This window comes from Segetibacter sp. 3557_3 (assembly GCF_004354985.1).
GTDB lineage: Bacteria > Bacteroidota > Bacteroidia > Chitinophagales > Chitinophagaceae > Segetibacter.
Genome location: NZ_SMSK01000013.1, coordinates 64273 through 82105 on the forward strand (window position 1 = coordinate 64273; position 17833 = coordinate 82105).

General features: G+C 44.4%; 13 protein-coding genes. 8 read left to right on the plus strand and 5 right to left on the minus strand.

Features of this window, described 5'->3' with window-relative positions:
• Positions 1 to 113: 113 nt before the first annotated feature.
• The 3 genes from galE to EXU57_RS17475 form a co-directional block, all read right to left on the minus strand.
• A complete protein-coding gene (gene galE, locus EXU57_RS17465; protein WP_133269531.1) occupies positions 114 to 1169 on the minus strand; it encodes a UDP-glucose 4-epimerase GalE in 1056 nt (351 codons plus the stop codon).
• A 72-nt stretch (positions 1170 to 1241) separates the two neighbouring features.
• Positions 1242 to 2255 carry an inorganic phosphate transporter gene (locus EXU57_RS17470; protein WP_133269532.1) on the minus strand — a complete coding sequence of 338 codons (1014 nt, stop codon included), beginning with the start codon at positions 2253 to 2255 and terminating at the stop codon, positions 1242 to 1244.
• 36 nt (positions 2256 to 2291) lie between these two features.
• The gene (locus EXU57_RS17475; RefSeq protein WP_133269533.1) at positions 2292 to 2939 is read right to left on the minus strand and encodes a DUF47 domain-containing protein; all 648 of its coding nucleotides are present in this window, start codon (positions 2937 to 2939) and stop codon (positions 2292 to 2294) included.
• A gap of 178 nt (positions 2940 to 3117) precedes the next feature.
• Between EXU57_RS17475 and EXU57_RS17480 the strand changes: the two genes are divergently transcribed.
• The 6 genes from EXU57_RS17480 (at position 3118) to EXU57_RS17505 (ending at position 11378) form a co-directional block, all read left to right on the plus strand.
• Positions 3118 to 5952 (plus strand): TonB-dependent receptor, encoded by a 2835-nt coding sequence (locus EXU57_RS17480; RefSeq protein WP_133269534.1) that lies wholly within the window; start codon positions 3118 to 3120, stop codon positions 5950 to 5952.
• Positions 5953 to 6028: 76 nt separating this feature from the next.
• Entirely contained in the window at positions 6029 to 7417 is a 1389-nt protein-coding gene (locus tag EXU57_RS17485; RefSeq protein ID WP_133269535.1) for a hypothetical protein, read from the plus strand.
• A 459-nt stretch (positions 7418 to 7876) separates the two neighbouring features.
• On the plus strand, positions 7877 to 8068 hold the full coding sequence (locus EXU57_RS17490; RefSeq protein ID WP_133269536.1) for a hypothetical protein: 192 nt from the start codon (positions 7877 to 7879) through the stop codon (positions 8066 to 8068).
• Positions 8065 to 8919 (plus strand): UDP-2,3-diacylglucosamine diphosphatase, encoded by an 855-nt coding sequence (locus EXU57_RS17495; protein WP_133269537.1) that lies wholly within the window; start codon positions 8065 to 8067, stop codon positions 8917 to 8919. The genes EXU57_RS17490 and EXU57_RS17495 overlap by 4 nt, the downstream gene beginning before the upstream one ends.
• On the plus strand, positions 8916 to 9995 hold the full coding sequence (locus EXU57_RS17500; protein WP_133269538.1) for a glycosyltransferase family protein: 1080 nt from the start codon (positions 8916 to 8918) through the stop codon (positions 9993 to 9995). Before EXU57_RS17495 ends, EXU57_RS17500 begins: the two co-directional genes overlap by 4 nt.
• A 9-nt stretch (positions 9996 to 10004) precedes the next feature.
• Complete coding sequence (locus EXU57_RS17505) at positions 10005 to 11378, plus strand: GH1 family beta-glucosidase (RefSeq protein WP_133269539.1); 1374 nt, start codon at positions 10005 to 10007, stop codon at positions 11376 to 11378.
• 229 nt (positions 11379 to 11607) lie between these two features.
• Here EXU57_RS17505 and EXU57_RS17510 read toward each other — a convergent pair whose 3' ends face one another.
• Both EXU57_RS17510 and EXU57_RS17515 read right to left on the minus strand, forming a co-directional pair.
• Entirely contained in the window at positions 11608 to 12657 is a 1050-nt protein-coding gene (locus EXU57_RS17510; protein ID WP_133269540.1) for a sensor histidine kinase, read from the minus strand.
• 194 nt (positions 12658 to 12851) lie between these two features.
• Positions 12852 to 13529: a response regulator transcription factor gene (locus tag EXU57_RS17515; protein WP_133269541.1), complete on the minus strand. Its 678-nt coding sequence runs from the start codon at positions 13527 to 13529 to the stop codon at positions 12852 to 12854.
• A 245-nt stretch (positions 13530 to 13774) separates the two neighbouring features.
• Between EXU57_RS17515 and EXU57_RS17520 the strand changes: the two genes are divergently transcribed.
• Positions 13775 to 15889, plus strand: coding sequence for a hypothetical protein (locus tag EXU57_RS17520; protein WP_133269542.1), 2115 nt, complete (start codon positions 13775 to 13777; stop codon positions 15887 to 15889).
• Between the two features lie 96 nt (positions 15890 to 15985).
• Positions 15986 to 17797: an ABC transporter ATP-binding protein gene (locus EXU57_RS17525; RefSeq protein ID WP_133269543.1), complete on the plus strand. Its 1812-nt coding sequence runs from the start codon at positions 15986 to 15988 to the stop codon at positions 17795 to 17797.
• Positions 17798 to 17833 lie beyond the last annotated feature (36 nt).

Below are 17833 nucleotides of genomic sequence, written 5' to 3' on the forward strand. Positions count from 1 at the left end.
TTATTAATAGTTGGGTTTCGCGGGAAATACGGAGGAGCAGACGCGTATACTAATGCTTGTAAGAGCAAAAAATGCCCGTTGCAGTCGCAACCGGGCATTAAAATTTACTTAAACTAATTGTAAAGAAACTTCTGATTTTTGATGATGGTTTCATCTTCCTTGACCTTTTGTTCCCAGGCCCAGGCAGTACGCATCATTTCTTTAAGGTCGTATTTGATGTCCCAGCGCAAGGTGTTTTTCGCAAGGTCATTGTTTGCATATATCGCCACAACATCACCCGGCCGGCGTGGGCCAAGTTTGTAATTCAGCTTTTCTCCACTAACCTCTTCAAAGGTCTTTATTGCCTCCAGCACACTAACACCATTGCCTGTACCCAGGTTGAAGATATCGCATGATGTTTTGTTGTTGTCATCTATCAGGTACTGTAAAGCGAGGGTATGGGCGTGGGCAATATCTGATACATGAATGTAATCGCGGATACAGCTGCCATCCCGGGTATCGTAGTCTGTTCCCCAAACCTGCATTTCCGGAATTTTTCCGATAGCGGTTTGCGTGATAGCAGGTACAAGATTGGCTGGTTTACCCAACGGCAGCTCGCCGATTAAGATACTGGGATGTGCACCTACCGGATTGAAGTACCGCAACAAGATTGCTTTGGCACTTGAAGCTGCAACATAACTGGTAAGAATCTCTTCACCCATTTGCTTCGTGGCTCCGTAGGGCGACTCTGCTTTTTTTATGGGCGACTGTTCCGTAACCGGCAAGGTGTCGGGGCTTCCATAAACCGTACATGATGAAGAAAATACAAAATGTGAGATGTTGAATTCATCAACACACTTCAGCAGGTTGATGAGGGAGAAAAGGTTATTTTCAAAATACATCAAAGGCTCTTCAACCGACTCACCTACTGCCTTATAGGCCGCAAAATGAATTATTCCTGAAATGTCTTCGTTTTCCTGGAAAACAGCTCGTGTATCGTTATAATCTTTAAGGTCTACTTTGTAATTTTTTACCCTCTTACCAGTGATCTTTTCGACGCCATCTAACAGGTATTTGGTTGACCGTGAGTTGTCGTCAACAGAGATTACGTCAAAGCCGTTTTCGAGTAGGTCAACAATCGTGTGGGCTCCGATATAACCGCAACCGCCTGTTACTAATATTTTAGCCATAAGATCAGATTATGATAATTCAAGTCATGCAAAATAAGATAAATGCCTTGAAAACAGTGCAATTCAGAACGGCTAAACAAACATTTTAATGAGTAGAAAAAGCAGAGCAGCCATGAGACCGCTGATGGGAATTGTGAGTATCCAGGCCCAGAGAAGATTGACCGTTACACCCCATCTTACTGCCGAAAGTCTTTTTGTTGCACCTACGCCGATGATAGAGCCGGTAATGGTATGCGTAGTACTTACGGGTATACCAAAATGTTCTGCAATGTAAAGGGTCATTGCGCCGGCTGTTTCTGCACTTACCCCTTCAAGAGGGCTCACTTTCGTGATCCGGGTTCCCATCGTTTTTACAATTTTCCAGCCGCCACTCATGGTGCCGAGTCCGATTGCGATAAAGCAGGAAATAGGCACCCAGTTTGGGATCTGCGAGAAGTCTTCGATGTAGTGGCTGCTGATCATAGCAGCTCCGATAATACCCATTACTTTTTGCGCATCATTTCCTCCATGCCCAAGGCTAAAAGCAGCGGAGGATACTAACTGCAGCCTTTTGAACCATTTTTCTGCTTTGTGCGGCCGGGATCGTTTACTAATGTGTACAATCAGGACGGTGATCATAAATGCAATGATCATCCCGATAAGGGGTGCAAGAAAGATGAATGCTACTATCCACAACACTTTTGATCCCGCAATTACAGAGAATGTTCCATAGTGTGCAACAGCGGCCCCGATGAGCCCGCCAATAAGCGTATGTGAAGAACTTGAAGGAATGCCAAACCACCAGGTCAGCAGGTTCCAGAAGATAGCAGCAAGCAATCCACAGAGTACAACGTACAAAGCAAGTGGATCACCCTCCTGTAAGGCAACCGTTTTGGCTATCGTGTTACCGATCTTGAATTCGCCAACAATATATTTAGATACAAAAAACGCAGCGAAGTTGAATACGGCTGCCCACAAAACAGCCTGGAAAGGTGTAAGTACTTTGGTTGAAACGATGGTTGCAATTGAGTTTGCCGCATCATGAAAACCATTTATATAATCAAAAACAAAAGAGAGTATAATTATGACAATCAGAATCGGAGTCATGCAAGTTTTTTTAGCAATTGATTAGAGGATCAGTAATTAAGCGTATTTGATCATGATTGATTCAATTACATTAGCTGCATCCTCGCATTTATCAGTTGCAATCTCCATTACCTGGTAGATCTCCCTTTTTTTGATGACTTCTTTGAAGTCATTTTCGTGGTTGAAAAGCTTTTCAATGCTCAGGTCAAAGATGTCATCAGCCTGGTTCTCTATGCTGTTGACCTTTACAAGTGCCTCGGTAATTATCCGCAGATTTTTCATATCCCGCATCTGTTTGATAGCAGTTTCGATATGGAGGGAAGCGGACTCAATCAGTTCCGCCATTTTTTGAATACCGCTGTCGTTGGGGTTAACCCGGTAGAAATTCAGCTTTTTTGCAGACGCATAGATATAGTCTGCGATATCATCCAGCGCTGATGCAAGGGTATGTATGTCTTCTCTATCAAAGGGAGTAATGAAGTTCCGTCCTAATTCAGTGAATATTTTGTGGGTGTGATCGTCGTTTACGTGTTCAAGATCCTCCAGTTGCGAAGTCAGTGAGGCGCGCTTATCGTAATCGGGTTCGTTTACGAGCTGTTTCAAAACGCTTCCCATTTTGTGAACGGTAATAGCGACATCTTCAAACAGATCATAAAAAATCTTATTCTTCGGCATAAACAACCGGCCGATCGTATTTAATCCCATACAGAATATTTGAGCAAAAATAGAATTATGATGGAAAGTATGGATTTTTAATTCAATCACTTAATAATTACATAATATACCCCAGGCTTAAGTGGTGTAGGGTTTGTATGCCGGTTTGATAATATTGCGGTAACATAGGGTTAACACAGGCTTAATATCGTGCTGATACTTTTGCGGCATGGAATCAAGCACAGTAAATCGGGTTGCCATACTCACGACAATCCTTTTGTTTTCATCTCTCTCTTTCTTGTCAGCACAGTCAACAGGCAAAATTACCGGACAGGTCTTAAGCAATCGTAACGAACCCATACCGGGGGTATCTGTAAGCGTGGAAGGACTGGCTAAAGGGATTTCATCAGACGTAGAAGGCCGTTACACCCTAACGGTAGAACAGGGTACATATACCCTGAAATTTTCGGCCGTTGGGCAAAACACCCAGACTATACCGGATGTTAGGGTGGAAGCAACAAAAGCTACAGAGGTTAACGTTGTAATGGCCGAAAGCCGGAAGGAACTGACCGATGTAACGGTAAAGTCATCTTCCGCACGGAAAGAAACGGTAAACGCATTAATTGCTTACCAGCGAAATACCAGCACGGTATCGCAGGTTATTTCAGCGGAAGCAATACGCCGCTCTCCCGACAAAAATACCGGGGAGGTACTAAAACGCGTTCCGGGCACATCTATACAGGAAGGCAAATACCTGGTTGTTCGCGGATTGAGCGATCGTTATAACCAGGCCATGCTCAACGGCATTCTCCTCAACAGCACGGAGCCCGATCGAAAAACGTTTTCATTCGACATCTTTCCATCTTCGATGATCGACAACATCATTATTAATAAATCCTTTGTTCCGGAACTGACCGGCGAGTGGGCCGGAGGACTGGTGCAGGTGAACACAAAAGACGTTCCTGCAAACAACTTCTTAAACGTTCAGGTTGGAACAGGACTTAATACCCAAACGATTGGTCACGATTTTTACACCTACCAGGGCGGCAAGCTTGACTGGCTAGGTTTAGATGATGGCAGCAGATCCCTACCGGCCAATATGCCTACGAAGTCTGTGCTAGGTGCAATGAGCCAGACCGAAAAAACAGCATATGGTAAGCAGTTTGCCAACGTCTGGTCGGCAGACAAGACCGCCTCGAATTTCCTGCCTTTGCTCAACTCGAGTTTTCAGTTCAGCGGTGGTTTCAATAAACGCTACAATGGCAATACAAAGTTGGGAGGTGTATTTGCAGTGAATTACAGCCAATCCGTGCGCCGTACCCCATTTCATAACCGGCTTTATTCAGTTACGAACAATGTACCCAGCCTGAACTTCGACTATGAAAACACGAAGTACAGCAAGGATGTACTCTGGGGTGCACTCGGAAACATCACCTTGCAATTGGGCAACAACCATAAGGTCTCTTTCAAAAACATGCTGAACGTAAATGCTTCAGATTATGTTACCGAACGTACCGGTAAAGACTACGAACTTGAAGCAAACGTTGGTGAAAACATCAAAGCCACGGAGCTCGCATTAAAGTCGAATACTTTCTTTAATACCCAACTTGCCGGCGATCACAACTTGCCGGGGTTAAAATCAAAACTGCACTGGTTTGGTAGCTTTAATATTCTCGATCAGTATGTACCGGATCAACGCAGGATTCAATACAACCAAAAACCGAACGATCCGGATGCACCATACTTATTGTTGGTATCAGCCTCCCCGTCCTCACAAAAGTCCGGTAGCCGGTATTATGGTTTCTTAAGTGATTACATCTACAACACCGGTGTAGACGTTACAAAAACTTTCAGCCTGTTTGGCCTGAATCAAACTGTAAAAGCAGGATATTTCTTCCAGGTGAAGGATCGGATCTTCAACTCCCGCCCGTTTGCTGTATACCTGGCGGCGGGTGAAAATACCGCTTTGCAGTCACTGCCTGCTGATCGCATATTCAGCCCGGAAAATTTTGGAACAGGCTTGTCGAACGACAATAAGTTTGGTTTTAATGAGCTTTCCGGTGGTCAGTACCGTTATATCGCCAACACCATTCTTAATGCGGGATTTATACAATTTGATAACCAGTTTACCGACAAGCTCCGTGCAACCTGGGGTGTGAGGGTAGAAGACTATGACCAGCTCATAGGTAGCGTAAAACAAAGTGATCCTCGGCATGTTCATAGCCAGGTACGCGACTTTTTACCCGGGGTAAACATTACTTACAAGCTCAATAACAACAGTAACCTGCGTCTCTCCGGATCACAAACCGTGATCAGGCCGGAGTTCAGGGAGCTTAGCGATTTCGCCTTTTTCGACTTTGATCTGGGTGCCACGGTTACCGGTAACAAAACACTGATGAGAACAAAAGTTACCAACCTCGACCTGCGTTATGAAGTTTACCAAAAACCAGGAGAGCTGGTTACAGTTGGTGCTTTCTACAAGTATTTTAAAAATCCAATCGAACTGTATTTCAACCAAAGTGGTGCAGGAAGTTCCAGCACTTTCAACTATATCAATGCCGACCAGGCTAGAGGTTTTGGGGTTGAATTCGAAATGCGCAAACGGCTGGATTTTATCAGTGCACTGCGGAACTTCACTTTTCAAACAAACCTTTCTTATATCTACAACAGGGTTGAGCGAGACAGTTTCAAGCTGAAGAGACCAATGCAGGGACAAAGCCCTTACGTTCTAAATGCCTCACTTCAATACGATATAGAGGCGCTTGGCCTGAACACCACATTGCTTTATAACCAAATCGGTGATCGTATCCTCTACGTTGGCGGTAATGATTATCCACCGGTGTGGGAAGCGACAAGGCCCCTCATCGATTTCCAGATAGCGAAAAAAATCCTGAAAAAACAGGGCGAAGTAAAACTCAATGCATCCGACATTTTTAACCAGGTAGCCAATTATTATCACGACCTCGATGATAATCGTAAATACAACAAAAACGCCGACGCCCTTGCAATCCGCCGCCGGTATGGTACAAACATTAGCGTAGCGTTTACTTACAATATTAAATAGGAAGCCACAATTAACGCGCTTCAATCAACCAGGTTAAATAGGCACAAGCCTCAAAAAAATTTCAAAAAACAAGTACATGAAAAAGTTACTTATTCTTTTTATTGCTGCCGGTCTAATTACAAGCGGTTGCCGTAAAATTGAAGTAGACGGGGGAACAACGACAGTAAACCCTGGGACCGGTTCAGAGAACACCATTCTCGAGGGAAGGATAACCGAGAATAGAACGCTTAAGGCGCAATATACCTACAAGCTTCGCGGGCTGGTGTACGTTACCAATGGTGCCGTACTTACTATTGAGCCTGGAACAAAAATCGTTGGCGAAAGCAACCGCAACGGCGGCCTCGTAATTACCCGGAGTGCTAAAATCAGTGCAGACGGTACAGCCGATAAACCCATTGTTTTTACTTCGGAAGCTGCAACCCCTCAAAGGGGCGACTGGGCCGGACTGGTGCTATTGGGTAACGCACCTACGAATGCCTCTTTTAACGGGCAGGCTGGAGTAGGCGAAATTGAAGGCGGTATTAACAACAGTGATGGCCTTGGTTTATACGGTGGTACAAACCCGGCTGACAACAGCGGCGTTTTAAGATATGTGCGTGTCGAATACGCGGGTTATGCTTTCCTTCCCGATAAAGAAGTAAACGGAATCACGTTTGGCGGAGTGGGTAATCAAACCATTGTCGATTATGTGCAGGTATCATATGCAAACGACGATTCTTTCGAATGGTTTGGCGGAACAGTCAATTGCAAACACCTGATTTCTACACGGGCGCTTGATGATGATTTTGACTCTGATAATGGCTTCTCCGGCAAGGTTCAGTTTGGCATTGTACAACGCGACTCAGCAGTTGCCGACGTATCGAACAGCGAAGCTTTTGAAAGCGATAACGATGCAAACGGAAGTAGCCTTACTCCACAAACCAGCGCCATTTTTAGTAATATTACCGCGTTAGGACCTAAAGCCACATTGGCAAATATTGGAAACAGCAAATTCCTCGGAGGAGTACAGATCCGCAGAAACTCTTCTATTTCGCTTTATAATTCCATTGTTGCAGGATGGCCACAGGGCTTGATCATCGATGCTACCAAGGGAGTTGCTACAGATTTAAACATTACATCAGCAAACCCGTCATTGTGGGTGCAAAACACGATCATTGCAGGATGTCCGCAGCCGGTTGTATATTCAGCAAGTCCAACTGCTCCAACAGGCGCAACCCAGGCTTCTATACTCAACTGGTTTAACTCAGCTGCAAACGGAAATGCTATTCTTGCCAATGTTGCTGATCTGGGACTTACCGCAGCGTTCAACTATACAAATCCCGACTTCAATCCATCATCTGCAGCTTCTCCTGCAGCGGGTGGTGCAAGCTTCACATCATCGCGGCTTTCAGGTCTTGTAAATGTGGCCTACAAAGGCGCATGCGCAGTTGGCGATACCTGGTGGAAAGGGTGGACGAAATTTTAATTAGAGCACAGACTATAGAAGGCCGCTGTCGAATGATGGCGGCTTTTTTATATGCGACATTTTGTAACCGGTGCCTGGCGCTAGCTTAGGGTAATCAATCACCTAATGTAAAACGGTGATCGATCATTGCAGTTTGTTCCCCGATAACATGGCAGACCTTGATAATTCGGTAGCTATAAACATTGACATGTGGCTACCCGAATCTGGCAGCAGATTCTTCCGGTAATCATTCCATAACATTGGCTTTACAATTTGTTTAATTCAGCTGCTGACATTTGCATCGCAAGCAATCATTAAAGGCAATCGGACTTAATTCTCATGGTCACCCCGTTTTTACGGGGTGTTTTTTTTATTGCCTGGTGAAGTTTAATTCAAAGTCTCTCAACCCATAACATTTAGGTAATAGCAGGTTCATACTCCGTTCACAATGGTTGGGTAGTTTGCATAAACTGAACTTGTATGATCAGGTTAACCAATAGTGGAATTACAGGAAAATTACCAGCTGTTGCAAAGCGACTGGTATACACTAACAATCGCCGTACGCCTTTTGTGCGACTGTGCAAACGGTTCCTGGAAGATCAGCTTTCGAAATTGCTGATCACCACATTGCAGCCTTTTTCAACATTCTTTCGAAATCCACCTGTTCTATGAAAAACGATAAACGCGTGATTGATATCCTCGTGATTTCAGATGTTCACCTGGGCACTTACGGCTGTCACGCAAAAGAATTGCTTCACTATTTAAAGGGTATCAGACCAAAGTTGGTCATCCTAAATGGCGACATTATCGATATCTGGCAGTTCAGTAAAAACTATTGGCCAAAGAGCCATATGAAGGTGGTAAAACACCTCTTTGGATGGATTGGAAAAGGAGTAAAAACATATTACATCACGGGCAATCACGACGAAATGCTTCGCAAGTTTGTCGGACTTAAAATGGGTAGCTTTCGTATTGTAAATAAGGTTGTACTCGACCTTCCTGGCGATAAAAAAGCCTGGTTTTTTCATGGCGATGTTTTCGATGTAACCATGCAGCATTCAAAATGGCTTGCAAAGCTTGGTGCAGTTGGTTACGACACGCTGATTTTGATTAACCGGTTTGCCAACTTTATTTCGGAACGCGTTTTTAACAGGGGAAAAATCTCACTTTCAAAGAAGATCAAAGACGGTGTAAAGTCGGCAGTAAGCTTCATCAACAATTTTGAACAAACAAGCGCCGATATCGGCATCAGCAATCAATACGACTATGTAGTGTGTGGTCATATTCATCAACCTGCCATTCGAACGATGACCAATCAGCAGGGCAGTATCACTTACCTGAATTCCGGGGATTGGATTGAGAATCTTTCTTCCCTCGAGTATGTTGATGGCGCTTGGAGCATCTATCGTTTTAACAGCGAAGAGCGAGTGAAGATGAACGCTGATGAAGAGGTAGAAGAACTGTTAAACAATGATCAGCTTTTCAATAATCTCCTTAGCGAATTCAACCTGATGCGATCATGAAAATATTATATGCAATCCAGGGTACGGGTAATGGCCACCTGAGCAGGGCGCGTGATATTATACCACTACTTCAATCGGAACACGAACTTGATATATTAATTAGCGGCACACAGGCTGATGTGGACCTTCCATTTGAAATTAAGTACAGGTTTGATGGGCTGAGTTTTGTATTTGGTAAAAAGGGTGGTATCGACCTGTTTGAAACTTATAAAAGGAGCCACCTTAAAGGGCTTTTTACCGAGATTAATTCACTACCGGTTCAGGAGTACGATCTTGTAATAAATGACTTTGAACCCGTGTCTGCATGGGCCTGCTATCAAAAAAACAAGCCGTGTATATCGCTTAGCCACCAGGCTGCGGTGCTCAATAAAAAGGCTCCACGGCCAAAGAATTACGACTTTGTAGGCAAAGCCATCTTAAAAAATTATGCACCGGTTGATGAACAATATGGCTTCCATTTCAAAGCATATGATACGAACATTTTTACACCCGTTATCAGGAAGCAGGTGCGCCAGCAAGTTCCGGCCGATAAAGGCTACTATACGGTTTACCTGCCTGCTTACGACGACAAGCGTATCATCAAAGTATTAAGTGCCTGCAAGAAGGTAAACTGGCAGGTATTTTCCAAGCACAATAAAAAACCTTTTAAGGAAAAAAATATTTCCATCAGGCCCATCAGTAACGATGCGTTTATCGACAGCATGGCAGGCTCATCAGGGGTATTATGTGGTGCAGGTTTTGAAACCCCGGCCGAAGCTTTGTTCTTAAAAAAGAAGTTAATGGTCATACCAATGAAGGGCCAGTTTGAACAACAATGTAATGCTGCTGCCCTAAAGGAAATGGGTGTACCCGTAATTAAAAGCCTTCGAAAAAAACAGGTTGACAAGATTAATAATTGGCTTGCAACAGAAAACGTGATTAAGATTAATTATCCCGATAACACTGCGGCTATTTTAGATATGATCACATCACAACACGCCCCTCGTTCCAGCGACGTTTTGCAACCCGGTAAAAAGGTTTATTCGCTAAAAAAGTTTCGTACGCTTTCACTCAAAAAGCTCGTTGCAAGTTTATAATCATCAATAATGGGTTTTACAACAAAAGACTTTGGACCCGATTTTAAATGGGGTGTGTCAACAGCAGCTTACCAAATTGAAGGCGCAAGTACACTTGATGGAAAAGGCGCGTCAATCTGGGATGTTTTTGCAAACACTAAAGGTAAAACCTACCAGAACCAACATGCAAATACGAGTTGCGATTTTTACCACCACTATGCACAGGATATTGCTTTAATGAGCATCATGAATATCCCGAATTTTAGGTTTTCGATTTCATGGTCGCGTATAATGCCTGAGGGTACGGGCAAAGTAAATTATAAGGGCATAGATTTTTATAACAAGGTGATTGATTTTTGTCTTCAACTTGGCATAGAACCCTGGATTACTTTATATCACTGGGATCTGCCTTATGAGCTTGAGAAAAAAGGTGGCTGGGCAAACCGGGAAATTGTAAACTGGTTTTCTGACTACGTACACGCCTGCATCACCGCTTTTGGTAGCAGGGTTAAACATTGGATGGTACTTAATGAGCCCGTTGTATTTACCGGTGCGGGCTATTTTCTCGGTATTCATGCACCTGGCAGGAAAGGCTTGAATAGCTTTCTTGCGGCAACCCACCATGCTGCCTTGTGCAAGGCTGAAGGAGGGCGCATACTTCGTTCGATGCGCTCCGATCTATGTATAGGCACTACATTTAATGCTTCGTACATCCAACCGTACAGCATGTCAAAGCAGGATGAGCTTGCGGCAAAACGTGTAGATGCATTGGTGAACAAGCTCTTCGTTGAGCCACTTGTCGGGCTGGGTTACCCGGTTAAAGATCTTCCCTTGCTGCAGAGACTTGAGCAATTTGTAAAGAGTGGCGACGAACAGCGGCTTGCATTCGACATGGATTTTATCGGCGTTCAAAACTATACCCGCGAAATTGTTGCAGCTTCACTGTATAAACCGCTTATCTGGGCAACTGTTGTCAAAGCAAACAAAAGAGGAGTGGAAACTACCCTGATGAACTGGGAAGTGTATCCTGAATGTATTTATCATGTTCTTCATCGTTTCAATTCCTACAAGCCCAAAGCATTGGTGGTTACCGAAAACGGTGCAGCCTACGAAGATGTTGTAATCGGGGGAGAGGTGGCGGATACCAAACGAAAGCAGTATCTCGAGGATCACATCAGCCAGGTAGCACGTGCAAAAAAAGAGGGGATCAATGTTACCGGTTATTTCGTTTGGAGCTTCACCGACAATTTCGAGTGGGCCGAAGGCTATCGCCCACGTTTTGGACTCGTACATGTAAACTTCGAAACCCAGCAACGGATAGTAAAACAATCTGGTAAGTGGTACAGCAAACTTATTACGGAAACAGCACTGGTACACCTGGCGGATGCTGAACGATATGCATGACACGCATACCGTTCCCGTTAAACAACGGTTCTTTTCTTATGGGACGGGCAGAGGATCTTTGACAGTCTTTACTTGCCACGCTCGCTTGTACTGTTGATTCTATATGCGGCAGAACAAATTGCTTAAAATTGTTCACAGAAGCTATCCGTTCACACATTAGTCGTAAGCTAAGTAGATGACCAGGCGTTAAAATAAAAAGGGATAAAATGCAGGGGAGTCCAAAACAGAATTATTCTCTCCGTTCTTCAAGTGTAAAGCCGATGGTAGTACCAATATCCACCTTGCTCCTGACATGGATATTCTGGCCATGTGCTTCAACAACGTGCTTACAAATGGCCAGGCCCAGGCCCGTGCCACCAATATTCCGGCTACGGCCGGAGTCGGTGCGATAGAAACGTTCAAAGATTCTTGGAAGGTGTTCTGCAGCTATTCCCATCCCGTCGTCGCTGATTTCGATGAGTACGTGTTTTCCGTCGGTGCGGTATATACTTGCAACGATATTGCCGTTGTCTTTTCCATATTTAGTGGCATTCGACACCAGGTTGATAAGCACCTGGCGTATCATCTCCTTATCGGCATATACACTAATCGGAACTTCGCAACCCTTTTTGATCGCACATTTGATATTGCGCTTGCTGGTTTTTATGGAGAGCGACTCGCATACTTCTTTTATAAGGTCCTGTATTACAAAAACCGACTTTTTCAGCGGATGCTCCCCACTTTCAATCTTGGAGATCTCATCCAGCTGGCTCACCAGGTTCACCATCCGGTCTACATTGCGTGAGGCATTTTCTAAAAACCGTTTGTTTACTTCCGGGCTGTTCATCGCTCCGTCGAGCAGGGTATCCACGTAGCCCTGGATTGCGAAAATGGGGGTCTTAAATTCGTGCGAAAGATTTTGTAAGAACTCCTTACGGTAAGCTTCATTGCTCTTTAGAACGTCAATCTCCCGTTTACGCTGTTCCGCCCATTTTTCCACGTCCTCGCGCACCTCGTCTATACTCTTTTGCGGTAGTACGTATTTGTAATAAGTCTCTTCGCGTAAACTTGCCTTGGTCTGGTAAATGAACTTATAGATCAGCTTTATTTTACGATAGATAAAGCGATTAAGGGTAAACTGAATAAGAAGAAAGCTGCCGATAAAAACAATGATGAACACTATAACGGCAATTCGCCACTCCGGTCGCAGAAAGTAAACACCGGCTGCAATCGGAACGGTGAGTACAAAAGCAGTGTAAAGCGATAATTGTTGCGGCGATAAATTTTTTGTGTTCAGCATGAATGGTTAGCCTTTGGCCTTAGTGTTGGGAAGGCTGATGAATAAACCCGGCTTTTGGCTGGAATGGAAGCATTCGGCTGCCATGAAATACTGCCTTTGAACCGAGCGTGGCAACGATGTCGCCACGGGTACTAAAAGCCGGTACCATAAAGATAGCTATTCAGGCCCGTAGCAATTATGTGGCAGTATACCGATCAGTTCTCGAATTTGTAACCGACCCCTTTTACGGTGGTGATGCACTCGCTGTCGAGTTTTTGGCGGATCTTCCGGATGTGAACGTCGATTGTCCGATCACCAACGATTACCTCGTTGCCCCAAACCTGGCTCAAAATTTCGTTTCGAACGAAAACCCGGCCCGGTCGCGATGCAAGCAGGAACAACAATTCAAACTCTTTTTTAGCAAGCACGATTTCCTTATCGTCGATCAGCACCAGGAAACGACCAGAGTCTATGGTCATATTGCCCAACCTGATTACGGGCTCATCACCTTTGTTGATCCGGCGCAAAATTGCATTTACCCGGCTTACCAGCACTTTCGGACTAACCGGTTTGCTTACATAGTCGTCGCCACCCGACTCCAGGCCGGTTATTTGCGATCTTTCGTCGTTTAAGGCAGTTAAGAATATGATGAGTGTATTTTCGAAAGCCGGTTGCGAACGAAGTATTCTGCATACCTCTATCCCGTTTTTGCCGGGCATCATAATGTCCAGGATCATCAGGTCGGGTTGCACAATCTTTGCTTTGCCCAATGCTTCAATTCCGTCTTTTGCCGTGAAAACCTGGTAACCCTCCTTCTTCAGGTTATAGCTGATAATCTCCACAATATCAGGCTCATCGTCAGCTATTAGTATCTTTTTGTCCCGGACTTCCATTAACAATAGTTTACACAAAATTAATTTCAAGCCCACCCGGGAAATGAAAACACCCATTATTTAATTGTTAACTAAATACTATTTCATTTCCCGCCATGGTTGATTTGTGATGCCTTCGGCTAAATTATCGTGTTAATTGGTAGTATTTTTGCAAGACAAGACGCACTATGGTTCGATATCTATTCCTTTTTACAGCGCTTTTTTCCTCCTTAATCGTTGCAGCTCAACCCAAAACAGCTGTTCCGATGATGCGCAGAATTTTTCATGAGAATATTGATAAGGCGCAAAGAGCCATTGATAAAGTAGACAGAAAGGAAGACAAATTTGTTTTTCCAGGTAAAGACGAGGCTGAGAACCAGCGCGTGTCTACTGCACTATACGCCAAGGTTGACGAGATTAAAAATTATATCGAGCACGACAAGTCCCTGGAAGACAATGCTAAGATCAAGTATCTCAGGGGCCTGGCAGAAACACTCACCAGCTTTGAACTTGCATTAAAGAAGAAACAGGTTACCCCTGCACAACTTCCAGAATTGGTGATGGGTTTCAAAACGGCGCAGGAACTGGAGAAGAAGGGTCTATCCATTGTACCGGTAATAGAGGTAAATCCTCCTGAAATCGGCGACATTCTGATTAGAAGTTACTCCTTTCAGCAAAATGTGGGTTTGGGGTTGGCTAAGAACATCATTATGCTGAAAACCTGTGAGAAGAATCCAAACCAGATCCTTCCGTTACTGCTGAAGAATCCCAATGTTCATTTTGCAGATAGTTTGATTAAAACCGTAGCGTACATAAAGCAGGAAGAGTTATACACGTACGCGCAATCGACCAACACCCAACTCGGCAGGCGCATTCAGCGCATAGATGAACCACTCGTGAAAATGATCAGTAAGCTGGCAACCATGAATACAGGCCGGCTGTATTTTCCGTTTCTCGACGACCTTTATAAGGGCAAAACAACCATTGAAGAGCTTGATAAAGACATGAGTGATGATACCCGGTATTATCGCCTGCTGGTTAAAACAGAGATCAAAAATGCTGAGCGTTTAAAGAATAACGATACCCCAATGGCTATGCATGCGCTCACCAGCATGCTCCGTAAAAAAGCAGTAGACGTTTACATTAACGCGATCAATGGTTTACATGAACAACCTGACCAGGTTCGTTTCAGGTCACTTGAACCTTTAAGCCCCCAGGAGTTGTATTTCCTGTGCATTATGGGTGAAGAGGATATATACACCAGCAGTTACCTCGGCGTATATAAGCGTATCTTTCAGAAGCTCAAAAGCGGGAACAGCGATAGTTTGCTGGCCAGTGTGAACTACGATCATTTCAAGAAGTTCATTAAGATGGCGGCGAACTACAATATGTTGGACGACTTTCTGAAAAAAATGGAAAGTGGCAGAGCTGAGACGTTGATGCGTTCCTTCGCCGCGGGCCTCGAGAAAACCGATAATCTTGAAGACGCTGTTGACGTTGCGGATTCTTACGCCAGCATTTCTGATCCGGGATTGAGGAAGCTGATCATGGAAGAGATTGACAAGAACTACAATCGTGTTAAAACGGCCTCCGACAAAAGAGGAGTAGTTATTTACGACATCCTGCAAACCGTTTTTCAGAGTATTGACTCCACCAAAAAAGTTGACTTATCTGAAAAGTTTGGTATTCCACCGATTTACAGTGTTCGTAACAATAACCTCAGGGATACTTCAGGCAGGATCATCATTCAACAGTTTTTTTATGGTGATAAGGACGGGGTAACGGTGTTTAACAACTTTAAGGCGGCATACAGTAATGCCAATTGGAAAATCATCAACAAGCCCGAATGGATAGAAGTGGTTTCTACAAGAGGAACCCCGGTTACGATCTATTCAAACCGCCCGCTCGACGAAGAAAAAGACCTCGATGCCAAAGCGCAGAAAAGCTTGGGCAGCTACCTGTACGAAAAAGATCTTCAGCCAACGGTTGTAATTCACCGTGGACACAGTTATTATGTAAAATACACAATTGAACAGCTTGCTCCTTCGGCGAAAGTTGTTTTGCTGGGAAGTTGCGGCGGATACCACGCGCTGAATGAAGTACTGGGGATTTGCCCTTTTGCACACATTATTGCAAGCAAGCAGGTAGGTACCGGTACAGTGAACCAACCAATGATCATTGCGCTTACAGAAACGCTAAGACAAGGACGCGACCTCAACTGGCCAAGTATGTGGAAGGATTTTGAAAAGCGGTTTAAGGGCAACGAACGCTTCGATGATTATGTTCCGCCCTATAATAACCTGGGAGCAATTTTCATAATGGTTTATAATAAGAGCATGGATGCAACACCCGGCCTTACTGAAGGTAGTGCGAGCCTCTGACGAACATCGGATTTACTGCTAACCGGGCTTAGATTGCCCCCTACCAGGGACAGGCCACATGTTGTTGTGGCACATTAATCTTATTTTTGACGTTCTATGGCTGAAGCAGTAAAGAAGAAGGTATTTGACGTAAAACTTTTCAAACGGGTATTTCAATTTGTAAAGCCTTACAGACGACAATTTTACTGGAGCATTATCCTGGCTGTTTTACTCGCCATTTTCGCACCCATCAGACCGCTGCTGATCCAGGTTACGATAGATGCTGCCACGGGCAAAGCGATCCGGCTTCCTGAATGGATACAGTTCCTCCTGTTTAACCCGGATATGTCGGATGCGACCCGGTTTATTATTTCGGTTACGATTTTCCAGGTTGTTTTTCTGTTTATTGAGACCGGTGTGCGTTTCGTTTTCTCCTACATGACTGCGCTGCTTGGGCAAAGTGTTGTAAAAGATCTAAGGGTTACAGTTTACAAAAAGGTCATGGGGTTGAACCTTGCACAGTTCGATAAGACGCCGATTGGAACGCTCACCACCCGCACCATCAACGATATCGAGAGTATCAACGAGATATTTTCTGAAGGGCTAATCCCTATCATTGCCGACTTGTTGTCGATCATCTTTACGCTGGCGACAATGTTTTGGATCGACTGGCGCCTTACGTTGATCAGCATTATCCCTTTTCCCATTCTTATTATTGCTACCTATTACTTCAAAGAAAGCGTAAACAAGTCGTTCATACGGGTAAGAAATGCCGTTTCGAGCCTGAACGCTTTTGTGCAGGAGCATATCACCGGGATGCAGATTGTACAGGCTTTTGCTGCTGAAGACAGGGAGTTTAACAAATTCAGGCGGATCAATAAGGAGCACCGCAACGCAAACGTAAATGCCATATTTGCTTATTCCGTATTCTTCCCGGTTGTAGAGGTGGTACTTGCAGTTAGTATGGGCTTATTGGTTTGGTGGATAGCGGGTAACCGGCTGGACGCGGGACTGCTGGTTGCATTTATACTTTACCTGAACCAAATATTCAGGCCGCTACGGGTTATTGCCGACAAGTTCAACGTAATCCAGATGGGGATGGTTTCGAGCGAAAGGGTATTTAAAGTGCTCGACAATGATGACATGATTACGTACCAGGGGGATCATAACCCGGTGCAGGTTAACGGCAAAGTAGAATTCAAAAATGTATGGTTTGCCTACGCTGAAGAGAATTATGTGTTGAAAGACCTTTCATTTGTTGTGAAGCCTGGCGAAACGGTTGCCCTCGTTGGCCATACCGGCAGTGGAAAAACAACCATCATCAGCTTGCTCAACAGGCTTTACCATATCACGAAGGGTGAGGTTAAAATTGACGACGTTAAAATTGAAGAGTATAAGCTTGACCGCCTACGCAGTAGTGTAGGGGTGGTATTGCAGGATGTGTTTCTTTTCTCAGGTAGTGTGCTGGACAATATCACACTTAGAAATCCTGCAATAACAAAAGAGCAGGTTGTTGAAGCAGCTAAAATGATCGGGGTTCATGATTTCATCATGCAATTGCCGGGAGATTACGACTACAACGTAATGGAACGGGGAAGCACGTTAAGTCTTGGGCAACGCCAATTGCTAAGCTTCATAAGGGCGCTCTTGTATAATCCTTCTATATTGATTCTTGACGAGGCAACGTCTTCGATCGACACAGAAAGTGAGATGCTGATCCAGCATGCGATAGATAAACTTGTTTCCGGACGAACTTCCATAATCATTGCACATCGGTTATCAACTATTCGTAAAGCTGATAAAATCATCGTGCTGGATAAGGGAGAAATGAAGGAAGCGGGAACCCACGATGAATTACTGGCCTTAGGTGGCTTTTATGCGAAACTGCATAATATGCAGTTTGAAAGGAAACGTGCATTTATTGCTTAGTTCACGTACTTGACGCAGCTAATCTGAGCCGGGTAC

Bases quoted from the DNA above. Each gene is read 5' to 3' on its own strand.
- galE (WP_133269531.1), bottom strand. From the start codon at position 1,169: ATGGCTAAAATATTAGTAACAGGCGGTTGCGGTTATATCGGAGCCCAC.
- EXU57_RS17470 (WP_133269532.1), bottom strand. From the start codon at position 2,255: ATGACTCCGATTCTGATTGTCATAATTATACTCTCTTTTGTTTTTGAT.
- EXU57_RS17475 (WP_133269533.1), bottom strand. From the start codon at position 2,939: ATGGGATTAAATACGATCGGCCGGTTGTTTATGCCGAAGAATAAGATT.
- EXU57_RS17480 (WP_133269534.1), top strand. From the start codon at position 3,118: ATGGAATCAAGCACAGTAAATCGGGTTGCCATACTCACGACAATCCTT.
- EXU57_RS17485 (WP_133269535.1), top strand. From the start codon at position 6,029: ATGAAAAAGTTACTTATTCTTTTTATTGCTGCCGGTCTAATTACAAGC.
- EXU57_RS17490 (WP_133269536.1), top strand. From the start codon at position 7,877: ATGATCAGGTTAACCAATAGTGGAATTACAGGAAAATTACCAGCTGTT.
- EXU57_RS17495 (WP_133269537.1), top strand. From the start codon at position 8,065: ATGAAAAACGATAAACGCGTGATTGATATCCTCGTGATTTCAGATGTT.
- EXU57_RS17500 (WP_133269538.1), top strand. From the start codon at position 8,916: ATGAAAATATTATATGCAATCCAGGGTACGGGTAATGGCCACCTGAGC.
- EXU57_RS17505 (WP_133269539.1), top strand. From the start codon at position 10,005: ATGGGTTTTACAACAAAAGACTTTGGACCCGATTTTAAATGGGGTGTG.
- EXU57_RS17510 (WP_133269540.1), bottom strand. From the start codon at position 12,657: ATGCTGAACACAAAAAATTTATCGCCGCAACAATTATCGCTTTACACT.
- EXU57_RS17515 (WP_133269541.1), bottom strand. From the start codon at position 13,529: ATGGAAGTCCGGGACAAAAAGATACTAATAGCTGACGATGAGCCTGAT.
- EXU57_RS17520 (WP_133269542.1), top strand. From the start codon at position 13,775: ATGATGCGCAGAATTTTTCATGAGAATATTGATAAGGCGCAAAGAGCC.
- EXU57_RS17525 (WP_133269543.1), top strand. From the start codon at position 15,986: ATGGCTGAAGCAGTAAAGAAGAAGGTATTTGACGTAAAACTTTTCAAA.